This window comes from Planotetraspora phitsanulokensis (genome assembly GCF_016863295.1).
GTDB lineage: Bacteria > Actinomycetota > Actinomycetes > Streptosporangiales > Streptosporangiaceae > Planotetraspora > Planotetraspora phitsanulokensis.
Window position 1 is genome coordinate 163,508 of sequence record NZ_BOOP01000003.1, and the last position, 23,528, is coordinate 187,035.

Annotated in this window: 22 protein-coding genes and 1 pseudogene; 11 read left to right on the top strand and 12 right to left on the bottom strand. The window is 69.8% G+C overall.

Annotation, left to right across the window (positions count from 1 at the left end):
• Positions 1-120: 120 nt before the first annotated feature.
• The gene (locus Pph01_RS03570; RefSeq protein ID WP_204071459.1) at positions 121-1,011 is read right to left on the bottom strand and encodes a LysR family transcriptional regulator; all 891 of its coding nucleotides are present in this window, start codon (positions 1,009-1,011) and stop codon (positions 121-123) included.
• A gap of 143 nt (positions 1,012-1,154) precedes the next feature.
• On the opposite strand from Pph01_RS03570, the gene Pph01_RS03575 reads away from it, so the two are divergent.
• A complete protein-coding gene (locus tag Pph01_RS03575; RefSeq protein WP_204071460.1) occupies positions 1,155-2,942 on the top strand; it encodes an MOSC and FAD-binding oxidoreductase domain-containing protein in 1,788 nt (595 codons plus the stop codon).
• 63 nt (positions 2,943-3,005) lie between these two features.
• Here Pph01_RS03575 and Pph01_RS03580 read toward each other — a convergent pair whose 3' ends face one another.
• Complete coding sequence (locus Pph01_RS03580) at positions 3,006-3,512, bottom strand: VOC family protein (protein WP_239116413.1); 507 nt, start codon at positions 3,510-3,512, stop codon at positions 3,006-3,008.
• 216 nt (positions 3,513-3,728) lie between these two features.
• Between Pph01_RS03580 and Pph01_RS03585 the strand changes: the two genes are divergently transcribed.
• On the top strand, positions 3,729-4,592 hold the full coding sequence (locus Pph01_RS03585) for a DUF427 domain-containing protein (RefSeq protein ID WP_204071461.1): 864 nt from the start codon (positions 3,729-3,731) through the stop codon (positions 4,590-4,592).
• 111 nt (positions 4,593-4,703) lie between these two features.
• Positions 4,704-5,420: an SDR family oxidoreductase gene (locus Pph01_RS03590; RefSeq protein ID WP_204071462.1), complete on the top strand. Its 717-nt coding sequence runs from the start codon at positions 4,704-4,706 to the stop codon at positions 5,418-5,420.
• A gap of 165 nt (positions 5,421-5,585) precedes the next feature.
• On the opposite strand, the gene Pph01_RS03595 is transcribed toward Pph01_RS03590, so the two are convergent.
• Positions 5,586-6,062, bottom strand: a complete 477-nt coding sequence (locus tag Pph01_RS03595) for an RrF2 family transcriptional regulator (RefSeq protein WP_204071867.1) — start codon at positions 6,060-6,062, stop codon at positions 5,586-5,588.
• Between the two features lie 98 nt (positions 6,063-6,160).
• Between Pph01_RS03595 and Pph01_RS03600 the strand changes: the two genes are divergently transcribed.
• Positions 6,161-6,898 (top strand): SDR family oxidoreductase, encoded by a 738-nt coding sequence (locus Pph01_RS03600; protein WP_204071463.1) that lies wholly within the window; start codon positions 6,161-6,163, stop codon positions 6,896-6,898.
• Here the strand turns inward: Pph01_RS03600 and Pph01_RS03605 are convergent.
• From Pph01_RS03605 to Pph01_RS03640, 8 genes and pseudogenes are all read right to left on the bottom strand, one after another.
• Positions 6,871-7,197, bottom strand: a pseudogene (locus tag Pph01_RS03605) (OsmC family protein); the annotation flags it as partial. The gene Pph01_RS03600 and the pseudogene Pph01_RS03605 overlap by 28 nt on opposite strands.
• Before the next feature lie 12 nt (positions 7,198-7,209).
• Entirely contained in the window at positions 7,210-7,416 is a 207-nt protein-coding gene (locus Pph01_RS03610) for a hypothetical protein (RefSeq protein WP_204071464.1), read from the bottom strand.
• A gap of 55 nt (positions 7,417-7,471) precedes the next feature.
• Positions 7,472-8,194 carry a nuclear transport factor 2 family protein gene (locus Pph01_RS03615; RefSeq protein ID WP_204071465.1) on the bottom strand — a complete coding sequence of 241 codons (723 nt, stop codon included), beginning with the start codon at positions 8,192-8,194 and terminating at the stop codon, positions 7,472-7,474.
• 554 nt (positions 8,195-8,748) lie between these two features.
• Positions 8,749-10,632, bottom strand: coding sequence for a ferritin-like domain-containing protein (locus tag Pph01_RS03620; RefSeq protein ID WP_204071466.1), 1,884 nt, complete (start codon positions 10,630-10,632; stop codon positions 8,749-8,751).
• A gap of 76 nt (positions 10,633-10,708) precedes the next feature.
• On the bottom strand, positions 10,709-10,939 hold the full coding sequence (locus Pph01_RS03625; protein ID WP_204071467.1) for a hypothetical protein: 231 nt from the start codon (positions 10,937-10,939) through the stop codon (positions 10,709-10,711).
• Between the two features lie 119 nt (positions 10,940-11,058).
• Positions 11,059-11,496: a cupin domain-containing protein gene (locus Pph01_RS03630; RefSeq protein ID WP_204071468.1), complete on the bottom strand. Its 438-nt coding sequence runs from the start codon at positions 11,494-11,496 to the stop codon at positions 11,059-11,061.
• A 90-nt stretch (positions 11,497-11,586) separates the two neighbouring features.
• The gene (locus tag Pph01_RS03635) at positions 11,587-12,336 is read right to left on the bottom strand and encodes an SDR family oxidoreductase (protein ID WP_204071469.1); all 750 of its coding nucleotides are present in this window, start codon (positions 12,334-12,336) and stop codon (positions 11,587-11,589) included.
• A gap of 344 nt (positions 12,337-12,680) precedes the next feature.
• Positions 12,681-13,934, bottom strand: coding sequence for a low temperature requirement protein A (locus tag Pph01_RS03640; protein ID WP_204071470.1), 1,254 nt, complete (start codon positions 13,932-13,934; stop codon positions 12,681-12,683).
• Between the two features lie 502 nt (positions 13,935-14,436).
• Between Pph01_RS03640 and Pph01_RS03645 the strand changes: the two genes are divergently transcribed.
• Together Pph01_RS03645 and Pph01_RS03650 are read left to right on the top strand one after the other, a co-directional pair.
• On the top strand, positions 14,437-15,159 hold the full coding sequence (locus Pph01_RS03645; RefSeq protein WP_204071471.1) for a sensor histidine kinase: 723 nt from the start codon (positions 14,437-14,439) through the stop codon (positions 15,157-15,159).
• Positions 15,160-15,182: 23 nt separating this feature from the next.
• Complete coding sequence (locus Pph01_RS03650; protein WP_204071472.1) at positions 15,183-16,289, top strand: PAS domain-containing sensor histidine kinase; 1,107 nt, start codon at positions 15,183-15,185, stop codon at positions 16,287-16,289.
• Positions 16,290-16,396: 107 nt separating this feature from the next.
• On the opposite strand, the gene Pph01_RS03655 is transcribed toward Pph01_RS03650, so the two are convergent.
• A complete protein-coding gene (locus tag Pph01_RS03655) occupies positions 16,397-17,812 on the bottom strand; it encodes a hypothetical protein (RefSeq protein WP_204071473.1) in 1,416 nt (471 codons plus the stop codon).
• 242 nt (positions 17,813-18,054) lie between these two features.
• On the opposite strand from Pph01_RS03655, the gene Pph01_RS03660 reads away from it, so the two are divergent.
• The 5 genes from Pph01_RS03660 (at position 18,055) to kynU (ending at position 23,488) form a co-directional block, all read left to right on the top strand.
• Positions 18,055-18,537: a MarR family winged helix-turn-helix transcriptional regulator gene (locus tag Pph01_RS03660; protein ID WP_204071474.1), complete on the top strand. Its 483-nt coding sequence runs from the start codon at positions 18,055-18,057 to the stop codon at positions 18,535-18,537.
• 119 nt (positions 18,538-18,656) lie between these two features.
• Positions 18,657-19,763 (top strand): DUF2855 family protein, encoded by a 1,107-nt coding sequence (locus tag Pph01_RS03665; protein ID WP_204071475.1) that lies wholly within the window; start codon positions 18,657-18,659, stop codon positions 19,761-19,763.
• A 269-nt stretch (positions 19,764-20,032) separates the two neighbouring features.
• The gene (locus Pph01_RS03670; RefSeq protein WP_204071476.1) at positions 20,033-20,908 is read left to right on the top strand and encodes a cysteine/serine endopeptidase inhibitor; all 876 of its coding nucleotides are present in this window, start codon (positions 20,033-20,035) and stop codon (positions 20,906-20,908) included.
• 524 nt (positions 20,909-21,432) lie between these two features.
• Positions 21,433-22,281 (top strand): tryptophan 2,3-dioxygenase family protein, encoded by an 849-nt coding sequence (locus tag Pph01_RS03675; protein WP_204071477.1) that lies wholly within the window; start codon positions 21,433-21,435, stop codon positions 22,279-22,281.
• A gap of 13 nt (positions 22,282-22,294) precedes the next feature.
• Positions 22,295-23,488: a kynureninase gene (gene kynU, locus Pph01_RS03680; RefSeq protein ID WP_204071478.1), complete on the top strand. Its 1,194-nt coding sequence runs from the start codon at positions 22,295-22,297 to the stop codon at positions 23,486-23,488.
• Positions 23,489-23,528 lie beyond the last annotated feature (40 nt).

The window sequence follows — 23,528 nt, forward strand, 5'->3', positions numbered from 1 at the left end:
CACGCTGATCGGCATCCCGCGCCGCGGTCACACGCGGCGGCGGTCACACGCGCCGGCGGTCCTACGCCGCCGGCGCGGCCGACGCGGGACGGGACCCGCTGCCGGCCGGCCGAGACGGCTTCAGACGTCGATCTCGGTGGCCGGTAGCCCGCGTTCGTGCAGGTCCTCGACGAACCGCCGGGCGAGGCCGTCCGCCGGCGCCGCCATGATCGCGACCACGTCGCGCCGGACGGGCGGGTCCATGGGGCGGACCACGCCGTACGGGCAGGCGATCAGGGCGGAGGCCGGCACGATGGTGACGCCCATCCCGGCTCCCGCGAGCTGCGCCGCCGTCCGCGGGCTGCGGGTGCGCAACACCGGAGTGAACGTCACCTGGTGCGTCGCGGCGAACTGATCGATCCACACCGCCATCCCGTTGCCCCGGTCGTAGTGCACGAAAGGCTCGGTGGCGAGATCCGCGACGGCGACCGAGGGCCGGGCCGCGAAGGGGTGGTCCTCGGGCGCCACCACGACCATCTCCTCCTGGCCCAGCACCTCGACATGGGCGGAGGTGCCGGTGGGGCGCGGCCCGATCACGAGATCCGCCTCCCCCGCCATGAGGTGGTCCACCATGCGATCGGCGCTGGTGAACTCCATCAGGTCCAGCCGTACGCCGGGGCGCTCCGAACACCATCGGCGCAGCACCGGGACGAGCAGCCAGACCGTCATGGTCTCGGCGCAGGCGATTCTCAGCCGGCCCGCGATCCCGGCGCCGACCTCGTGCCCCACCCGTACGGCTCGCGCCGCCGCCTGGAGCGCGACGCGGGCCTCGGCGGCTGTGGCGTGGCCGGCGGCGGTGACCCGGACTCCGCGCGCCAGGCGTTCCACGACGGGAGTCCCCAGCTCTCGTTCCAGGGCAGCGATCTGGTGGGAGAGCGCGGGCTGGGACATGTACAGAGCGGCGGCGGCCTTGGTCACCGATCCGGTGTCCACCAGGGCCACGAGACACTCCAAGGCGCGAAGTGTGGCCATTCGCAAAAACTAACCTATACCCCTACAACTTTCATAATCCGACAGAAGCCAGGTCAAATGGCCAACGGCTAGTGTCGAAGTCAGGTGACGGAGGAAGGCCGCACCCGTTGCCGTGACCGGCCGTGCGCTCCGAAGGCGCTCCGATGGCGAGGATCATGATGGCGAAGCTGTTGTCGGTGAACGTCGGGATGCCGAAGGACGTGTCCTGGCAGGGCAGGACCGTGCACACCGGCGTCTGGAAGCACGCGGTCACCGGCCCGCGGATGGCCAGGCGGCTCAACATCGACGGCGACGGCCAGGGCGACCTGCGAGGACACGGCGGCGAGCAGCGAGCCGTGCTCGTCTACCAGATCCAGTCCTACGCCTACTGGCAGGACCAGTTCGGCCGGTCCGACTTCCAGTACGGCCAGTTCGGGGAGAACTTCACCGTCGACGGACTGCCGGACGACGACGTGTGCATCGGCGACCGCTACCGCATCGGCGAGGCGGAGTTCGAGGTCACGCAGCCCCGGGTCACCTGCTACCGGGTCGGCATGCGGCTCGGCGAGCCTGAACTCCCCGCCCTTCTCGTCTCCCACCACCGCCCCGGCTTCTACCTCCGCGTCATCACCGAGGGCGAGGTGCAGGCGGGCGACGCCATCGTGAAGACCAGGACGGGCCCCGGAGCGCTCACCGTCGCAGACGCCGACGCGCTGCTCTACCTTCCAGGCCAGGACCCGGACAAACTCCGCAGAGCGCTCGCGATTCCCGCCCTCAGCCCCGGGTGGCGGCAGTCCTTCCAGGACATGGCCTCCGGCCGTACGGCGGCGCCGCGCCCCGAAGGGTGGACCGGCTTCCGCCCGATGCGGGTGACCGCGATCGAGCACGAGACCCCGTCGGTGTTGTCCGTCCACCTCGAAGCCTGCGACGGAGGCGTGCTGGCGGTCGCGGAGGCCGGGCAGTACATCACGCTCCGGGTGGGCGGAGCGGGCGACCCGGCGCCGGTGCGCAGCTACTCCCTCTCCTCGGCGCCCGGCGCCCCCGCCTACCGGGTGAGCGTGAAGCGAGAGGAGCTCGGCCTGGTCAGCCGCTTCCTGCACGCCAACGTGCGGCCCGGCGCCGTGCTTGAGGCGGCCGCACCGCGAGGCGACTTCGTCCTCGCCCCCGGCACCGGGCCCGTGCTCCTCGTCTCGGCCGGCATCGGCGCGACACCGGTCACGGCGATGCTGCACCGGCTCGCCTCCGATCGCACCCCACGTCCCGTCTGGTGGATCCACGTCGCGCGCACACCCGCCGAGCACCCCTTCGCCCACGAGGCGCACACCCTGCTGGCCGCACTCCCCCATGCTCACGAGCACGTCTTCTACACGACGGACACGACGGACACCGCGCACACGACGGTCGCCGGAGGCGGTACGGGCCGCGCGGCGTCCGGGGGCACCGGCCCGGGCGCGTTGATCCACCACGGTCGGCCCACCCTGGACGGCATGGCGGCGCTCGGGCTGCCGACCGACGCCACCGCCTATCTGTGCGGCCCGACGTCCTTCATGACCGCGATGCGCGACATGCTCACCACGATCGGCCTGGCCGACGACCACATCCACACCGAACTGTTCGGCGCGCTCGCCGCCGTCACCCCCGGCATCGCCTCCCGGCCCGCGGTGGCCCCGCATCGACCGCCGGGCGAACCCGGCACCGGGCCGCTGCTCACCTTCGCCCGCAGCGGCCTGTCGGTCCGCTGGTCCCCCGGGTACCGGTCCGTGCTCGACCTCGCGGACGCCTGCGACGTTCAGACCCGCTGGTCCTGCCGTACGGGCGTCTGCCACACCTGCGTCACGCCGCTCCTCTCCGGAGAGGTGGGCTACTCCCCCGATCCGCTGGAACCTCCCGCCGCCGGCGAGGTCCTGATCTGCTGCGCCCGGCCGCGGGACGACGTGGTGCTGGACCTTTGACGTCCGGAACGACGGCGCCCGCGATCCCCAGCGGCCACGGGTTCGGAGCGGCCCGGTGATTCATCACGGGCGAAATCCTCGCTCCTGCAACACCCAGGTGTTTCCATCGGGATCGGCGAAATCCGCGAAGCTCGCGTAATCGCCTCGCTGCGGATCGACGCCGTCCTTCCACCCGCCCTGCCAATCATTCTTCGCGGCCTTGTGCCGCACCGCGCCGACCTCGACGCCGCGCCGTGACAGCTCGCGCCTGGCGGCTTCGACATCACCGACCACCAGGTACAACCCCCGCACAGACCCGGGCGCCGCATCGGTGAGACCCACACCGATCTGCACCGAGCAGGCGGATCCCGGCGGGGTCAACTGCACGACACGGAAATCGTCGTTCGGCCGGTAATCGACGTCGAGCGTGAATCCGGCCTGCTCGGTGTAGAACGCCAGGGATCGGTCGACGTCGCTCACCGGCAGGGTGACGACTTCAAGTTCATAGTCCATCCGCTCATCTTCTTGCCGCGTCGCGTTTCGCCGCCACCCGCGGCGGCTGACATCCGCATTCTTCTTTTCGATGGTCACGCACGAAAATTCGATCCCTCTCGGTTCGGCCGCCCGGCCTCGGGATCCCGAGATATTCGGCCTTCTTTTCCTCACGGCAGAAAACTCGAATCTCTCACCGGCCCGCCTCACTCGAATCCGCTTTTAGGCTTCGATTTCGAGGAGAACGTCAGGGAGAACGTCACGTCCTCATCGCTTTCGTGGACCGGTGGTCCGCACGGGGGAAGGAGCGCGGTAATGGGGTTGTCGTGGCAGCAGGGGCCGCTGTCGACCAGGTCGGTCGGGCGGTTCCTCGTCGAACAGCCGCTTCCCGAGCGGCTGCTGTTCGCGGAGCCGTTACGCCGGCGTATGCGCGTGCGGTTCGCCGGTGAGTGGATCGCCGACAGCGAGGACGTGATCCTGCTGCACGAGCCGGGCCGCTACCCCGTGGCCTACTTCCCGCTCGCGGACGTGAAGGCCGGCGTGTTGCAGAAGACGGATCATGTCACGCGGCATCGCGACCTCGGCGCCACGGCCTGGTTCGCCGTCACGGCCCCGAGCCGGACGGTCGAGCGGGCGGCGTGGCAACACGTCGAGTTGCCCGGCCACGCCGCCGAACTGCGGGCCCGGGTGGCATTCGCGTGGCGCGGGATGGACGCCTTCTACGAAGAGGACGAGCGGATCGTCGGCCACGCCGCCGACCTGTACCACCGCAACGACATCCGGTCGACGTCGCGGCACCTCGTGGTCCGCGACGGTGAGCGCGTGGTCGCCGACACGCACCGGCCGGTGGTGCTCTACGAGTCGGGGTTCGCGCCTCGCTGGTACGTACCGCGGGAGGACGTCGACGAGACCGCGTTGACACCGGTCGAGGGGCAGACCTTCTGCCCGTACAAGGGGCTCGCCAGCTACTACGACATCGGTGGCCGCCTCCGTGCCGCCTGGTCCTACCTGGAGGCCTGGCCCGAGGTGGACCGGGTGCGTGGGCTGGTGTCCTTCGAACCGGACAGGATCGAGGTGAGCCTCGACGGGCGGCGACTCGAGCTCGAGCCCGGCCAGACGGTCGTCTCGCACGGCATCGACCGCGGCCTGGATCCTTCGGAGATCCTCCGGCGGTCCTGAGATATCCGCCCTTTTCATCCTCGCGGCGGAGAAAACGCCTCTCTCGCCGACCGGCCTGGCCCCGAATCCGCTTTCAGGATTCGCTTTCGAAGAAACGTCAAGGAGAAGGTCATGTCCTCATCCCTGCAGGGGCGCAGAGTCCTCGTCGTGGGCCGCGGGAGCGGAATCGCCCGTGCCGTCACCCTCGCCGTTCGCGCCGCGGGCGCGACGGTGGTCGTGGCCGGCAGGGACGCGGGGAAACTGGCCGGATCGTACGAGGATCCCGGCATCGAGGCCGAGGCCGTCGACCTGACCGACGAGGCGAGCGTCGAGGCGCTCGCCGAGCGGCTCGGCCAGGTCGACCACGTCGTGTCCACCGCGTCGGCGCGGGCCCGGGGGCAGGTCGCGGACCTCGACCACGACACGATGTCGCTGTCGTTCAGCACCAAGGTGCTCGGCCCGATCCTGCTCGCGAAGCACCTGGCACCGCGCATGCCGCGAGACGGGTCGTTTGTGATCTTCTCCGGATCGTCGGCGCGCAAGCCCGCGATCGGCATGCTCGCCGTCGCCGCCACCAACGGCGCCGTGGACGTCGTCACCCGCTCGCTGGCGGTGGAACTCGCGCCGATCCGGGTCAACGCGATCTCTCCGGGCACGATCGACACCGGCGCCTACGACGCGCTCGGCGAGGAGCGGAAGGCCGCGCTGTTCGAACACCGCGGTCAGACGAACCCGGTGCGGCGCATCGGCACAGCCGACGACATCGCGGAGGCCGTGCTCTTCGCGCTGACCAACACCTTCCTGACCGGTGTTTCGCTCGCGGTCGACGGAGGCGAACCGCTCGTCTGAAAACCGCTTCCGGGCGGCCCCCGGCCCCTGCCGTTCCGGGAGCCGTGCGGTATTGACCCCGGTTTCGTTTCTAACGGAAAGCGTGCGCGTTTCCGTGAGAAACGAAAAGGAAGGCCAACTCGCCTCGGCCGCGATCGCCGGGACCGGCGGGCGGGACGGCCGAGGCTAGGCGTCGCCGGTGCCGAGCCAGGCGGCGACGCCGTTCAGCGTGCCCTCGCCGCTGCTGATTTCCACCTGTTCGGCGAGGTCGGCGATGGTCACGGAGCTCAGCGACGCCCGCCGTGCCGATTCGGCCGCGTCCATCGCGCGGGAGATCGGACACGGCGTGGTGCAGTATTCGGCCGGCGTCGCCACGGGGCCGCGCTGGCGGATCTCTGTGCAGACGAAGGCAGGCTCGGGCCCGTCGATGGCCTCGACGACGTCGAGCAGTGTGATCTCCGCCGGCGGGCGGCTCAGCATGTATCCGCCCGACTTTCCCTGCACTGAGAACACGAGGCCGGCTCGCGCGAGCGCCTGGAGTTGTTTGGCCAGGTAGGTGGGCGACACCTCGTGCAACTCCGCCAGCCGGGCCGCCGGCACCGGCTCCGCCACGGACGTGAGCACGACGCAGCAGTGCAGCGCCCACTCCACGCCCCCAGACATCTTCACCATGTCATGCTATCCGTGCCCCCATACTCGGACATGTTTTATCCGAGTATAGTTACCGCACAGGAACTTGCTTCGAAGTTGAAAGGCTCACCATGAAGATCGCAGTCATCGGCGGGACCGGCCTCATCGGCTCGCAGGTCGTCAGGAACCTCACCGCGGCCGGGCACGAGGCCGTGCCGTACTCGCTGTCCACGGGCGTGGACGTCATCACCGGCGCCGGCGTCGACGACGCGGTGGCGGGCGCGGACGTCGTCGTCAACCTCACCAACTCCCCGACGTTCGACGACGCCTCCACTGCCTTCTTCCAGATCTCGATGGACAACCTCCTCACCGCGAGCGCGAAGGCCGGCGTCGGGCACTTCGTCATCCTGTCCATCGTCGGCGTCGACCAGGTTCCCGACCTCGTCTACTACCGGGCGAAGATGCTGCAGGAGGACCTGCTGCGGGCGGGAACCGTCCCGTTCTCGATCGTCCGCGCCACCCAGTTCATGGAGTTCGTGGACGCGACCATGTCCTGGACCACCGAGGACGACGTCGTGCGCCTGCCGCAGACGCCGATTCAGCCGATCGCCGCCGCGGACGTCGCCGCCGCGGTCTCGGAGGTCGCCGCCGGCGCACCCCTGAACGGCGTCCGCAACATCGCCGGACCCGACGTCCTCCCCCTCGACGAGCTCGGCAGGATCACCCTGAAGGCCAAGGGCGACAGCCGTGTCGTCGTCACCGACGGCACCGCAGGCCTGTTCGCCGCGATCAAGGGCGACGTGATCATCGCCCCGGCGGACGCCGTCATCGCCCCCACCCACTACGCGGACTGGCTCGCGGCCGGCTGAACCATCCGGCTTCCGTCCATGCCCGGATGACCGTCAGCGGCGAGGCTGACGGTGGCGGCGATGCCCTGGCGGGTCATCTTCGTGTAGGGGCACAGCGCGCTCACCTGTGCGAGCAGCGGGGCGGCCGACTCGCGCTCGACTCCAGGCCAGATCACGACGAGGCCGGCCGTCAACCGGTACCCGCCGTCGTCCGGGTCGCGGCCGAAGGCGACGGCCGCCTCCACGACAATGGAGCCGGGGTCGAGGAGATGACGCCGCGCCACCAGGCTGAGGGCGCCGTGGAAGCAGGCCGCGTATCCGGCGGCGAAGAGCTATTCGGGATTCGGGCCCGAGGTGTCGCCGCCCAGTTCTCCGGGCATCCGCAGGTCCACGTCGAGGGCGCCGTCGGCGGAGCGGGCTCTGCCGACGGCACGGCCATGGGCGGAGCTGCCGCCGCTGACCGCGACGTGAGTCATGTAGATCGGTTTGAACGCGATGCCGCTGTCCTCGTTATCCGAGGACGGTATCGAGTCGTTCACCGGCCGGCCCTTTCCATGTCGAGGCGACGAGGAGGCTGTGGCAGGGACGGGTCGGTCATCGGCGATGCCAGACATGCAACTTGTCGGGGTTCAGCACGATCCACACAGCGGTGACCTCGGCCCCGGCGACGCTCACGCTGACCACCGCCACCGCCTGGCCCGCCCGGCGCAGCACCAGCCCTGTACGGCCGTTGACCGACTCGACGGTCACCTGCGTGCCGGGCGGACCGACCAGCAGCTTCGCGACGAATCGCGCCGCCGCGTCCGCGCCGTGGGTCGGGCGCACCGAGGCGCGCAACTTGCCGCCGCCGTCGCTCACGACCAGTGCGTCGGCGGCCAGCACCGCCTTCAGCGCCGCCACGTCGCCTGCCCCGCACGCCGCCGCGAACCGGCGCGCGACCCGATCGTGCCTGTCGAGCATCGCCTTCCGAGGCCCTGGCTGCCCGGAGGGCTGCGGCGCCGCGTCGGCACGGCGAGCCGGGCCGGTGGCGACGGGAGCAGGCGCCGAGCCTCGCTCCGGTGCGGTGCCGGAAGGCCGGAACACGTCAGGAGTGGAGAGCATTTCCAGGCAGATCCCCCCGGCGACCCTGGCCAGCCAGGCTCGCGGCACGGCGATGCCGGCCCGCTCCTCATCGTCGAGGGCGTACCACCGGCGATAGGTCTCCTGGACGATCCGGTCGGCCGTCGCGGCCGAGCCGAACATCCACAGGGCGATCTCGAGCAGGTGCTGCCGTTCGTCGAGCATCTCCGCCAGCGACCCGGCGCCCGTCTCGGTCATGTCCTGCCGCCCTCTCCGGCCGATGGGACGGGAAGGCGCCCGGGGAGACCGGGAAGCCCTTCGGTTCTCCAGGCGGTGCTCAGGCCGGCAAGGCCGCCGGCTGACGAGGTCGTCCGCACGATGTCCTCTGTTCTCTTTCGGTGTCCCCAGCTAAGACCGGACAGGGCGTCCTGTTGTGACGGCCCCGGGATGCCCACGGCGGGCGGCCGTGCCGGGCGCTCGGATGGACGCGCCCACCGGTGATGCCGCACGGTGGGGCCGCGGCCAGACGTGTCGACGTACCCGGGCGCGTGATCGCTTCGCCTCGACCGACGTGAGCTCGGCCTCGCCCCAGAACCGGGGCGCGTACGCGGCGACGAACCTCGCCACGCGCGTGCCGCCCAGTAGGGGAAACCGTGCGGCTCCCCTGATTCCGCCTCCGTCGGAGGAGCTGACGACGTCCTCGGCGAACAGGGACTCAAGGGCCGCGACGTTCCCCGTCTGGGCGGCGGAGAGGAAGACCTCCAGCAGCCGTCGATGTTCGGCCTTGTCGACGGGTCCGGGCAGCCAGGGCCCTATGTAGGCTTCGCGCCGCGCGCGGGCGGATTGGGCGACGTTTCTCCCTTTCCAGGGATCGAGGGGGCCTTTTCACCGGGTGCCGCATGGACGGCGGGCGGGGAGCCTTGCCGGTCGGCCGCCGGCGCCTCCTCGCGGAAGCCGATCTTCCGGTGGGTCCCGTCGCACAGCGGTTTGTTGCCGGACTGGCCGCAGCGGCACAGGGTCACCCTGTTGCGGGTCTCCAGCGGCCGGCCGTCCGACCGCAGGACCGGCACCCCGCCGGTGACCCACAGCGCACTGGCCAGCCCGTCCTCCTCCTCCAGGACCGAGACGGCCCGGGGGAGGTCGGGCTCGAGCGTGTCGCCGCCGCGTTCGAGGGCATAGCTGTACGACCCCGAGGGACAGTGGTCGATGCGGCCCATGACGTCGGAGCGCACGTCACTGTCGCCGGTGTCGGCGAGCATCTCGGCGATCGGCCTCGTGCGTCCGATGCAGAAGGCGGCGTGGACGCACAGCTCCCCCACCCGCTGGGCGGAGATCCCCACACCGTCGTGCACGTGCTGCAGTTCCCTGTACGGCTGCTCGCCCGCGGTCTCCGTGCCGTCGAACCCGATCGCCGCGTGGGTCCCGTCGCAGAACGGCTTGGTGCCCGAGTGGCCGCAGCGGCACAGCGCGTAGATGTCCTCGGTCTCCAGAGGTTCGCCGGTCTTCCACGTCAGCGCGTTGTTCTCCGCCGAGACGATCTTGGTTTTGCGCCGGAGCGGGACACCTCCGAACACGATGTAGGGGCCGTTGCGGAGGACGACGATCCGCTGCTCGTCTCCGGCGCCCCACCGGCGCAGCTCGGGTTCGACGTACTCGAAGGTGGGGCCGGCCGTCGTGCCGTCTTCGTCGGGCATCCGCACCAGCGCCTGGGCCTGGGCCTTGAGCTGGAACATGGTGGCGACGGCGACCCGCAGCAGCTTCGGGCTGCCGTTGAACGCCTGCTCGAGCAGATGCAGGATGTCGCAGTAGGTGTGGTTGAACTCCTCCTGGGCCGTGCGGATCGCGCTGCCTGGGGCATGGTCGGCCAGCCGCGGGTTGCGTCTCATCGGACGGACACCGGCGAGATCCACGGAGATCGCCTCGCCGGTGGGGCCGGACTGCGGGGTGTCGCCGCGCTGGTACCGCCGGCCGATTCTGAGTTCCTGGAACCGGTAGTAGTGCCCCACCTCGGCCCGATCGGGATGGAAGACGTCCTGGTCGCCGTCCCAGACTTCGCCGCGGGACGTGCCCTCGCCCTGCTCGACGATCTCCTCCAGCGCCGCCAGCGCCGAGGCCAGATCCGTGACCGCGACCAGCTTCCCGGCGGTGTGCCGGAAGCGGGCGGCGTTCACCTGGCGGGCCGGATCGCCGCTGAAGACCTTCTCCTCGCCGAGCCGGTCGCACAGGTGGCGTAATCCCTGTTCGATGGCGTCGTAGAACTGCCCGATCGTCTCGTACTCGTCGCCCTCCGGCGCGGCGCCGGGCGGCGCCGGCCGTTCGATCCGGAGGAACATGTCGAGGGCCTCGGCGCCGAACGGAAGCAGCGACAGTTCCAGGGACCGGTCGCCGTGGGGCAGTGGCCGGGGATGCGGCGGCAACATCCGCCGCGGGTCCAGTCGCGGGGTGCCGCCGACGGCGTTGAGCAGGTTCGCCGCCAGCGTCAGGTGCAACATCTCTTCGGAGAAGACGCTGCTCACCACGTCGACGGCTTCGGGGTTTCGCTCCGGGTCGAGCGAGTACAGCGCGCACAGGTAGGGCGGCAGGGTCGCGTGTTCCAGCTCGATCGCCCACTGCAGGTGCTCGCGCAGGCTGTCGATTGTGTCGATCCGCGCCGGTGGGCCGGGAGCGGGGGGCCTTTGCGGCTCTTCTTGTCTCATGAAACGTCTTGCCTCGGCTGTCTGAAGAGGAGGGATTCTCCGACGCCGGACGGGCGCCGGGCGGGTTCTTGGGCTCTCACGCGCGTGGCTCCTCTGGCCGGTGGTCGCCCTCCAGCGCCTCAACGGCCCCGAGCAGGCCCCGCAGGCCCATCTCCTCACGGTCGGCGTCCGCCGGATCGAACAGCCATTCCGTGACCGGCAGTTCGGCGGCCTCCTCAGAACGGCTCGTCTCGACCAGGGTCACTTCCTCCTCGACCTCGATCTCGAGCTCGTACAGAAATCCGTTATCGCCGTTCGCGGCGTTCATCGTTCCTCCATCAAGGGCGTGGGCAGATGGCGGGCCGGCCTGCCGGCCCGCGTGAATCACCTGGTCGATCTGTTCGGGGAACCCGGGCGTGGTGCCGGGAGCGGCACGTCCGCCCGCGCTCAGGACGGGCGAGGAGCGCGGCGGTCCGTGCGCTGGGCCAGCTCCTCGTCGGCCACCAGGGTGAGCATCGGCTGGCCGGGTTCGCACATCATCGTGACGGTGAAACGGAGCGGGACGTCGTCACGGTTGTTGCCGTCCTGGTAGTGGATGACGTCACCGCCCGGCTCCCAGAACGCCTCCCCGGCGTGGACGACCCGTTCCGGATCGCCCTCCACCTCCAGCAGCATCTCGCCTTCCACCACGAAGCCGAACGCCGGTCCCGAGTGCCGGTGCGGCGGGGTGCCGGGGTCGCCGGGCGGGTACTCGACGACCACGGTCATGACGTGGACGCCCTCCGGGATGAACGGCGGTTCGGCCTCCTGCAGCACGGTGAGCGCGGTCTTCCACGCGTCCGATCTCGGCGTGCGCCCGCCGGTCGCGGGGTCGATGTCAGCCATGGGAACCACCTTTCGTGGAGTGAGTGCGAAGGAGCCCGGGCGAGGGCCGCGTCACCATCCGGCCGCGTCGCTCTCCGGGCCGCGTTACTTTCAGGCCGCGTTCCGGGCCGCCCAGTCGCGGTATCGGATCTGGCCGAGGGTGGCGTCGTCGCCCGGCACCAGCGAGCGGTCATCCAGCTCGGCTCCGAAGTAGCGCGCGTGCGGGTCGGCGACGACCACACGCGGGTCGCCCAAGGCGGCCAGGGCGTCGCGGAAGAACTCGTCCATGCGGGACTGCTCGGGTCCGGCGATCTCGATCCGGCCGTTCAGCGGTCGCCCCACCGAAACCCTGCCGACCGCCTGGGCGACCTCGTCACCCGCCATGGGCTGGAACCGCACGGGCGCGATCCGCACCTCGTTTCCGTCGGTGGCCGAGTCGGCGATGCTCCGGACGAACTCGAAGAACTGGGTGGCGTGGACGATCGAGAACGGAATGGACGACTTCTCGATCAGATTCTCCTGCGCGACCTTCGCACGGAAGTAGTCGCTCCCGGGCAGCCGCTCCGTTCCCACCACCGACAGCGCGACGTGGTGACTGACGCCGGCGGCCGCCTCGGCGGCGAGCAGGTTGCGCGTGGAGGTCTCGAAGAACTCCAGCACCGCGTCGCCCACGAAGACGGGGGAGTTCGACACGTCGATCACCACCGCCGCGCCCGCCAGCGCCTCGGCCAGCCCCTCCCCCGTGAGAGTGTTCACACCGGTGCTCGGCGCCGCCGCCAGCAGCTCGTGACCCTGCTCTCCCAGATTGGCCACCAGCTTCGACCCGATCAGACCGGTGCCGCCGACTACCACGATCTTCATGACAAACCTTTCTGTCGCCGGCGCGCCTGTCGCCAACCGGTCGTCAGGTAAGACAGGACAGCCTCCGGGCTTGTGACAGCCGTCGTGAACTTCTTTGCCGCTTCGCTGACGTCCGGGCCGGAAGACCATGCGATCTTCTGGCCGCCGGAGTGACATCCCGGTCAGCGGCGCGACCTGAGGCAGCCTCGTCGGCCGGGCGCCGGTCCCGCGAGGAGCGACCCGCCCCGTGAGGAATGTCACAAATCGTGCCGCTATGGGTTGTTTTCCCGGAATCGCTTTCGGCCATGCGGCCAAAGGGGGCGCCATGAGCTCGCCAGAAGAGGCCCATGGCTTCCCTCGAGGGATCAGGGCTGAGGTTCGGCCTCGCGCGGACCCGGCTCCTCGACCGCTCTCCGGATCGTGGAGATCACGGGCCAGGATGACGCGCCCCCGCGCCGGCCCCGATCCGTGCCGGCCGCGATCGTGGCGGCGAGCAGGAGGACGCAGATGGCCGTGACCGCCGCCACGACGGCTGCCACACCGACCCGGGGCGCCGCGAGGGGCAGCAGCAGAATGAGGATGGAGCTGCCCAGAACCGCCGAGGGACGCATGGCGGGTTCCGCGACGACGAGCGCGTGGACCGCCCACAGCAGAACGAGGCAGACGCCGACGGGGATGGCGACGGCATAGCCGGACGCCATCGGTGACGCCCCCACCTGGTGCCCACTCTGCTCCACCGCCACTTCCAGCCCGGCGCCGAGGGCCGCCAGTGCCGCGAAGATGCCGTAGTGGCCGTATCCCCACAGGTAGGACCGGTGGCGGCGGTCGCTGAGCCCCTCTCCGGCCTCCACGAGGAAGTACAGCCACCAAAGAGAGAACAACAGGACGAGGCCGGAGACGGCGACGACGATGAAGGGACTGCTGATGTCACCCGCTTCGAGCGCTCTGCCGACTCCCCTGCTCGCGGCCAGGACACTCTCACCGAGCAGGATGATCGTGAAAAGGCCGTAGCGCTCGGCGATGTGGTGCGGGTGCCAGGTGGTGGCCAGGGCCTTCTCCGCCCACCACGGCACCGCGAGTTCCGCGGCCGCGAGACAGACGAAGGACAGCGGTTCCAACCACGGGGGCAGGACGCCCGCGTCCGTGACGAGGAACCGGAGAATCCACCAGATCTGCAGGATGCCGATGCCTGCGGCGTAGCGCAGCGCGGTGCGACGGCGCACCGGATCTTCGAGGCCCGCCCGCACCCACTGGGCGACGAGCGCCAGCCTCATGACGAGATAGCCCAGCGTGACGACCTTGAAGTCGCCGGTACTGGCCGCCAGCGGCACCCCTGCCGCGAGCACCAGCACACCGGCCATCTGCACCATGGTCAGCAGCCGGTAGGCGACGTCGTCGGTGTCGTAGGACGAGGCGAACCAGGTGAAGTTCATCCACGCCCACCAGATCGCGAAGAACACCTGGAGGAACGGGACCAGCCCGGTGAGGCCGTGATCCTCGGCGATGTCGTGCGCGAGTTCGGCGGTGACGGCGGCGACCGCGACCACGAACGTGAGATCGAACAGGAGCTCCAGCTGACTCGAAACGCGGTGCGGCTCGTCGATGGGACGAGCGCTCATCCGGACTCGGATCCGGCCCGTCGTGCTGGCTGGTGGCAAGGTCTGTCTCCTGTCGTCTCGTGACTCCGTCCCGTCTGAGACAGCGCAGCCCCCCGATCTGTGACAGCGCGGAGCCGCGAGACGCAAGAGAAGCATTTTTCCGGGGAGCTGTCACAGGCCGCGACGCTGTCCTGTCATAGCCGGTATCCGCATGACAGCGGACGTCCCCCGACCCGCACGAAGATCGTGGCAACCGGCGGACTGGCCTGATCGGGTCGAAATGGTCGAGGAGGCCGGGGCAGCCCGGCTCCAAGGCGAGGGCGCACGAACATCGACGTCATTCGCGTGCGGCATCCGTCACGCGCGACCGTCAGGTGACATCTCCCATGGAACGCATGCATCGGAAGGAGCATGTGCTGTGACGGCATTCCCTACGCCCCCATACGACTTCAAGGCTTCCCACCCCTCCTCCCAAGGCCGAGATACCCCGGCGATTCAGAACCCCGGTGACAGGACGTACGAGTTGAAACGCGAGCTGGAGGTGAAACAGCGGTTCGCCTCCGACGCCTCGCATGAGCTGCGCACGGCGGTCGCGGGGTTGCGGACGGAACTGGAGGAGGCACGCCTGCATCCCGATGAGACCGATCTCGGCGACCTGATCGGCCGGGCGCTGAGCGACGTCGCCCGGTTGGACGCGATCATCACCGACCTGCTCGTTCTCGCCGGGATGGAAGCCGGCCCTCCTCTGCGGCCACAGCGTGTCGACCTCGCCGAGATGGTCCGGGACGAGATCGCCCGCAGGACCGACCGCATTGACGTGCGACTTCGGCTGAACGCCGGGGTGACCGTCCAGGCCGTGCCGATCCGGATCAGCCGGCTGCTCACCAACCTGCTGGACAACGCCCAACGGCACGCCCGGCGTCTGGTCGAGGTCCAGGTGGGCACGGACGACGACCACGCCGTTCTGACGGTCACCGACGACGGCGAGGGCGTCGCGGAAAGCGAACGGGAACGGATCTTCCAGCGCTTCACCCGGCTGACGGCCGCACGCCGCCTCGATCACACCGGCACCGGCCTGGGCCTGGCGATCGCCCGCGACATCGCCCATGCCCACATCGGCAGCCTGCACGCCGAGGAGTCGGAAACAGGCGGCGCACGCTTCGTCCTGCGGCTTCCGCTCGCGGGCGCGGCCGCTCCGGCCGTTCGAGGTACGGAGCGACCTCTGCACAGGGCGATGGATTCTTGAGCCCTGCCGAGGAAGAGAAGCCGATGAGACCGGACCTCGACTACGCCGCCCTGTTCGCGGCCGTGCCGGGCCCCTGCCTGGCCATGACGCCGGACATGACCGTCGTGGCCGTCAACCAGGCCTATCTCGACGCCTGCGGACGCCGGCGGGAAGAGTTGCTGGGGCGGCACGTGCTCGACTCCTGCGCCCCCGACCACACCGATCCCGTCAGGCGTCGCGCGCTGCGGAACCTCGAGGCGTCGTTGCGCCGGGCCCGGGCCACCGGCAGACCCGACGTGATGGCGCCGCACAAGTGCTACATGCCCGGCGGCTCGCAGCCGTCAGAGGAACGCCGCTGGAGCACGATCAACTCTCCTGTGCTCGGCCCGGACGGGGCGGTCGTGCTGTTCGTCCACCGCATGGAGGACGTGTCCGCTTCCTCCCGGAGGATTGTGCCGGGCTTGAGCCCGCCAGACGCCTCCGGCGCCGAGCAGCTGCTGGATCGGCAGCGCCAGTTCGCCGCGGACGCCTCGCACGAGCTGCGCACGCCGCTCGCCGCGCTGCGGCTGCGGGTGGAGGAGGCGCAGCTCCACCCGGGCGACGTCGACCTGCCCGATCTGCTCGGCCATCTGACCGACGACCTCCACCGGCTGGAGAGCCTCATCGACGACCTGCTCCTGCTGGCCGCGCTCGAGGCCGACCTCGGCGGAAGGCTGGAGGAGGTGAATCTCACGAGCCTGGTGGAGACCGTGGCGGCCCGGTGGGCCGAGAGCTGTGACATTCGTCTGGATCTCGAGCCCGCGGTGACGGTGGAGGCCGCCTCCTGGCAGATCACCCGGCTGCTCGTCAATCTGCTCGACAACGCCCGGCGTCACGCGACGCGCAGGCTGAGGGTGGACCTGCGCCGCGACGGCGATCATGCGGAACTGGCCGTGGCCGACGACGGGCACGGTGTCCGCCCGGCCGACCGCGACCGCATCTTCCAGCGGTTCACACGCCTGGACACCGCCCGCAGCCGCGACCGCGGAGGCACCGGGCTGGGCCTGGCCATCGCCCGCGACATCGCCTCGGCCCACTGCGGCACCCTGCACGTCGAGGACTCCGCCGACGGAGGCGCGTGCTTCGTACTGCGCCTGCCTCTCGTCTCCTGATCCGCTGCTTCCGGCGTCGACGGTCAGCCGCCTGCCCGACCTCGGGGAAGACCGCCGACGTGGCAGACCCCGGCCGGTCACCGGCCGAGGCCCACCATGTGGAGGCGTCAGCGACGCCAGATCACGGCCGAGGTGGTGGCGCCGTCCAGGCGGACGTCGCCGTTCCAGGTCAGGAACGACTGCTGAGGACGGTAGTCCTGACCGAGGAAGAAGCCGCGCTTGATCCCGGTGACATGCAGAGCGGCGCCGGAGTCGGTGCCGACCACGACCCGGTGGACGCTCACCTCGGCGATGTCGTCCGCCGTCGTGCCGGCCGGCAGTTCGACTGTGGTGGCCGCCGGGTCGTCACGCTGGATGGACCAGGTCGGGTCCACGTGGTGCGACGTATAGACGGTGTCACCGTTGACCAGGCGCACACCGAGTGAGAGTCCCACCCAGGACGAACCCGTGTTGGCCGACTCGGTGGACTTCTTCACCACCGCGTACAGGTAATTGCGCTGGTCACTCACGTCCGGCGTGACCGGTGTCGCGTCCGAGGGCGCCTCGATCTTGCCTTCGCGGAGCATCTCCTTGGCCATGATCTCGTAGGTCCAGGAGTTGGTGTCCATCAGGTTCTCGCGAGCCTGGTCCGCCGGACGCGTCTGCAGGGGCGACAGGAAGAACCGCATGGGGTCGTCGACCGTGTCGCACATGTTGTTGTTCGACGTGCAGGTCTCCAGGAGGGCGTGGTCGCCCTCGTACCGGCCGGAGAAATGGAGCGTCTGGTGGTTGGCGGCCTGGTAGGTGTCACTGCCCGGAACCCGGCTGCCGTGCTCGTCCACCTCGACGTCGTAGATCCACTCGATGTCGGTCGTGCGACCCCAGCGGGCCATCAACGCGGGCGTGTTCGTTCCGCCGTCCTCGTTGCTCCAGACCACCGAGTAGGTCAGCCTCGTGTGGCCGGGAGTGGCGGCCGGCGCCGACTCATGCCACGCGATGAGAGGGGTGTCGGTGGTCGCGTTCTGGTACGGGCTCCCGAGAGCCGAGAGGTTGCGGCCGTAGACGACCGGCGCGTACCGCAGGACCAGATACTCCGGGCTCCCGGGGGCGTACGTCGTGACTCGCAGTGCGTCCAGCACGACCGACCTGCTCGCCACCGCAGAGCGCTCATCCGCGAAACGCAGGCGGAGCATGTGCACCCCTGCTGTCAGCCGCCCGAGTGCGAGTTGCCGGTGCAGCGTCTCCCCTCCGGAGACCACGAGATCGGTGGCGTACCGGTTGTCGACCGAAATGGACACGACGGCCGACTCTCTGCCCTTGACCGCCCAGTCCGTGCCCGGCGCGGCGGCGTTCAGGTCGATCACCGCCTCACCGGACTTCTTCACGACGACCGGCACGCGTACGTCCGGACGATCACGGTGGACCTGGATGTGCCGCGAGTGGGTGGTGTCGCCGTGCTTGGCCTGCGCCATGCCCGGCTCGGCCGTACCGGCCAGAGCCACCACGGCGGCGGCCGAGACGGTCAACAGGTGGACGAGTCGCATCAGGTTTCCTCCTCTGCGGGATGGCACCGCGGACGGCGGAGAAGAACGATGAGCCGTACAACCGCACGCCCGCGATCAAAACCGATCGGCCACCAGATCTAATGATCGAAACCGACCAGCCGGCCAATGCCGGGAGAGCACTCGTTGAAGATCGGGACAAGCCGCCGATGCGGCGACGCGGCTGGTTGACGAGACTGAAGGCGTTCAGGTGCCCCCACTCGGTTTTCAGGTGATGCACGGTGATGCGACGTGAGCCGGATCCGACGGACGAGTTGAAGCGCCTGGATCTGGCGCTGGAAGAGTTGCGGCATGCCACCTTCGGCCTCTTCGGCCCCGCGTTGCGGGCCCGGTTTCACGCACAGCTCGGCTGGGAGTGGTCCGCCGTCCACTACCGGCTGCTGCGTGTGATCGAGGCGACGGATCCGCTGCGGCCGACCATCGGCGAGTTGGGCGCGGCAGCCTTGATCGACAAGGCGCGGGCCAGCCGCCTGGTGAGCCAGTTGCAGACCGGCGGCCTCGTCCGTCGACGGATGGGCCGCCTGGACCATCGCCGCCGCGAGATCGAACTCACCGAGGAAGGCCGGGCCGTCCTGGCCGAGGCCCGTGCGGTACGGCTCGCCTACCTGCGCCGGGTCCTCGCCGGGTGGGAAGAGAGCGGGGCGGGCGAGCTGGCCGTCCTGCTCGAGCGATTCAACAGTGCGATCCGGGACGTACCGCCCATGTAGATGTCGGGTGTCATTGACAGTTCGGGCGATCTTCGTGTCTCCACCATCCGTGACACCGGCCGGGGTCGACAGCCGGCGACACCGTGGTCGTAAGCGCCGGCCGTCGTCTGGAGGCAGAGATGAAGCGGGATCTGGAGGTCAGGCGAGGCGAACTCGCGCGAGTCCGCGTCGTCGAGGAGGCGGAGCCGGAAGTCGGACCTGGTCAGGCACTGCTGAGAGTCGACCGTTACGGCCTCACCTCCAACAACGTCACCTACGCGATGCTCGGTGACACCCTGCGGTACTGGGACTTCTTTCCCGCGCAGAGCGGGTGGGGGCGCATCCCCGCCTGGGGATTCGCCGACGTCGTCACGACGAGGGTCGCCGGCCTGGCCGAGGGCGTGCGGGTGTTCGGCCTGCTGCCCATGTCCACCCATCTGCTCGTGACGGCCCAGCATGACAACGGCAGCGGCTTCGTCGACCGCAGCCCACATCGCGCAGCGCTCCCGGCCGCGTACAACCACTACCGGCACCTGGACGGCACCGATCGCAGCACGGCGATGGAGGAGCGACGGATGCTCCTGTGGCCGCTGTTCTCCGCCTCGTTCCTCATCGACGATCTGCTCGGCGAGCACCGGTGTTTCGGCGCCGACGCGGTCGTGCTGTCCAGCGCGTCGAGCAAGACGGCGATCGGCGCCGCCTTCCTGCTGCGGAAGCGACCAGGGGTAACCGTCGTCGGCCTCACCTCGCCCGCCAACCTCGCCTTCGTGACGGGGCTCGGTGTCTACGACTCCGTGGTCGCCTATGACGCCCTCGCCGGTCTGCCCGACACGGACACGGCCTTGGTCGATCTCGCCGGCAATGCTCGCTTACAGCGGCAGGTGCACGACAGATACGCGGACCGGCTCAGGGCCCGCGTCATCGTCGGGGCCACGCATGGAGACCTCGGAAGGGAGCCCGGCGACGCCCTTCACGGGCCGACCCCGTTGTTCTTCTTCGCCGCCGACCAGATCCGCCGACGCGCCCGCGAATGGGGACTCGGCGACCTGGAGGACCGTATCGAGGTCGCGTGGCAGGGGTTCCGCGCGGCATCCGCGCCGTGGTTCCGGATCGATCGCCGCCCGGGTCCCGATGCCGCGGTGCAGACCTATCTCGACGTGCTCCAGGGGAGGGCCGACCCCTCGATCGGTCACATCCTGTCGATGTGGGCGCCGGGTTTCCGCGCGACCCGTCCTCCCGGCTCCTGAGCAGGGCGACCGCCTCGTCTCCGGCCGGTAACAAGATCTTCAACCGGCGTTTCCCGGCCCCTGCCGAGGCGGCCCGGCGCACCCGCGGCGTCGAACCTGGCCTCCGGCCTTTCGCCGGATGTAAGCGGCACGTGTAGACGACACCGCCCGTTTCTTGTCAGTAGATCATGACATTTCGTCATTCGTTCTGTCTTGCGACTGTCCTTGTGGCTCATCCCCCTGGACCCGAGCACACCCCGCCCGGGCCTGGAGACAGAAGGAGACGACTCGTGCGTCGAGTCACAACCGCCGTCCTCGCCGTCCTCGCCACTCTTGCCATCACACTCACCCTGGGTGTCGGCCCGGCAGGCGCCACCGCGGACCGCCTCGTGGCGCCGGCGGTCGCGGCCGCCGGGATCCCGATCGGCCAGAACATGACCGGCAAGGCGACCTACTACAACGACGCCGGATACGGAGCGTGCGGCTCCCAGATCGACGCGGCAAGGGAAAACCTGGTCGCCGTCTCCCGCCAGTGGTGGACCACCGCCAACCCGAACAACGATCCCCTGTGCAGCGGCATTTCCGTGCAGGTGACCTACAACGGCAAGACGATCACCGTGCCCGTCAAGGATCAGTGCCCGTCCTGCGACGCGACGCACATCGACCTCAGCCAGGCGGCGTTCGCGCAGTTGGCGTCGACGGATCCCGCGACGACCCCCGGCGTGATCAATGTGTCGTGGAAGTTCGTGAGCTCCAACGGCGGCGGGACGACACCCGGCGGGGCGACCGGACAGATCACCGGCCTCGCCGGTAAGTGCATCGGCGCGGCCGGCGGCAACTCCGCCAACGGCACGGCTGTCGACCTGTACGCGTGCGTCGGTTCGGCCACCCAGCAGTGGACCCTTCCGGGTGACGCGACGATCCGGACCGCGGGCAAGTGCATGGACGTCGCCGGGGCCGGCACCACGAACGGCGCCAAGGTTCAGTTGTACGACTGCAACGGCACGGCGGCGCAGCAGTGGGTCTACACCAGCGGCCGCGACCTGGTGAATCCGAACTCGAACAAGTGCCTGGACCTGACGGGCAACTCCTCAGCGGACTTCACCAAGGCGCAGATCTGGACCTGCACCGGTGCCGCCAACCAGAAGTGGTCCATTCCGGCCTGACGGTCCCACCGGGGGGCCACCGCACAGCGTGGTGCGGTGGCCCCGCCGACGTACCGGACTCGACCCAGCCGTGCAGGACCTGGTCCAGCTTGCCGCCGTACTCGTAACCTCCGAGCAGCCACTGCAGGCCGACCGTGGTCAGACCGGTCGCCTTCGTCGACGGGTTGCGCACGCCGGGGCGTCGTCGCACATGTGGATCTCCACGATCTCGGAAGCCGTCTCAAGGCCACGGAGTCGCTGAGATCCCGAGAATCTCACCTAGATCGCCTCTCGCGACGATCGTCACGGTATCGACGGCTCTGCGAAGCGCACGGCGGATCATCCGGCAACGCCTGAGGAAGAGGGAGTGAACGGAATCACTCAGAGGCCCGTTCACCGCGCTTGCCATATCAGGACAAAATCCCGCATCATGCCTGATGGGTTCTCGGCCGTCCCGCGATGGCCGGACCCGAGGGGACCGGGGCTCCAGTGCCGAGAGGAAGGGAGCGGACCGCTACCCGGTAACACGTCTCGAGGAGACCGCGATGCCGCATCGCCCCCCGTCCCGAGAAGCCGGCGTCGGTTCGGAGTCCCCGAACCTCGACTTCACGGGCACGACTCCGTACGAGGACTATGTCCAGGCGGATGTCCTCACCCATCTGCAGCACCCCCTCTCCGACGACCCCGGCGAGATGGTCTTCCTGGTCACCACCCAGGTCATGGAGCTGTGGTTCACCGTGATCGTCCACGAGTGGGAGACCGCCTGCCGCGCGCTGCGCGAGGACCGGATGCCCGTCGCGATGGACGCGCTCAAGCGCAGTGTGCGCGAACTGGAGGCGCTGAACGCCTCCTGGCGGCCGCTGTCACAGCTCACCCCCGGCCAGTTCAACGCGTACCGGGGCGCGCTCGGTGAAGGCTCCGGCTTCCAGTCCGCGATGTACCGGCGACTGGAGTTCCTGCTCGGCGAGAAGTCGTCGTCCATGCTGGTGCCGCACCGAGGGGCGCCGCGTGTCCACGCGGAGCTGGAGAAGGCGCTGCTCGAGCCGAGCCTGTACGACGAGGTGCTGCACCTCCTCGCGCGGCGCGGTCACGCCTTACCGCGAGCCGTGCTGAAAAGGGATCTGTCCCAGCGGTACGAGCCTTCGGCCGAGGTCGAGGCGGCATGGGCGGAGATCTACTCCGGCGACCGGGACGCCGACCTGGCACGGCTCGGCGAGGCGCTGACGGACGTCGGCGAGCTGGTGTGGCGCTGGCGCAACGACCATCTCGTCGCGACCCGGCGCGCGATGGGCGCCAAGACCGGAACCGGCGGTTCGGCCGGCGTGGCCTGGCTCGAGAAGAGAGCCGCGAAGAACGTGTTCCCCGAGTTGTGGACGGCACGCAGTCATGTCTGATCACGTACATCTCATGAACCTCCCGGAGAAGGCCAGCAAACTCGACGAAGCGGACGCTCTGCGCGGCAAGCGCGCCGAGTTCGTCCTCGACGAGGACGACACCGTCTATCTGGACGGCAACTCGCTGGGCGCGCTGCCCGCCACCGTGCCCACCCGGATGGCCGACGTGGTGGCCAGGGAGTGGGGACGCCTGCGCATCAGGTCCTGGACAGAGTCCGGGTGGTGGACGGCGCCGGAACGGATCGGCGACCGCATCGCCCCGCTGGTCGGCGCGGCCTCCGGCCAGGTCGTGGTCGGCGACTCCACCAGCGTGAACATCTTCAAGGCCCTGGTGGGCGCGGTGCGGATGGCCGACGCGGAACGCGACGAGATCGTCGTCGACGCGACGACGTTCCCCACCGACGGCTACATCGCGGAGTCCGCCGCGCGGATGACGGGCCGCCGCCTGGTACCCGTCGACCCGGGCCAACTCCGGACGGCCCTCGGCCCTCGCACCGCCGCCGCACTCGTCAACCACGTCGACTACCGCAGCGGGCGGCTGCATGATCTGCCCGGTCTGACGGCCGCCGCGCACGCCGCGGGCGCCCTGGTGGTGTGGGACCTGTGCCACAGCGCGGGCGCGCTGCCGGTGGGGCTCGACGCGCACGGCGTCGACCTCGCGGTCGGCTGCACCTACAAGTACCTCAACGGAGGTCCCGGCTCCCCCGCCTTCCTGTACGTGCGCCGGGACCTGCAGGCCGGCTTCGACTCGCCGCTCCCCGGGTGGAACTCCCACCGGGACCCCTTCGGCATGTCGCCGCGGTACGAGGCCGCGGACGGCGCGCTGCGCGCCCGGGTGGGCACCCCCGACATCCTCTCGATGCTCGCTCTGGAGGCGGCCCTCGAAGTGTGGGACGGGGTGCCGATCGAGGCCGTGCGGGACAAGAGCCTCGCCCTGACCGACTTCTTCCTGGAGTGCGTCGAGGCGTACCTGCCCGCGGGACGAGTCGAGTCGATCACCCCCGTCCCGCACACGGACCGGGGCAGCCAGGTCGCGCTGCGCTGCGCCGACGCGGGCGAGGTGATGGGCGCGCTGATCGCCCGCGGGGTCGTCGGCGACTTCCGGCATCCCGACGTGCTGCGCTTCGGCTTCACGCCTCTGTACGTGTCGTTCGCGGACGCCGAGCGGGCGGCGCGGGTGCTGGCCGAGGTGATCTCGTCCCGTTGACTTTCGGCGCGACACGTCGTGGTCCACACCCCCGAAGCGA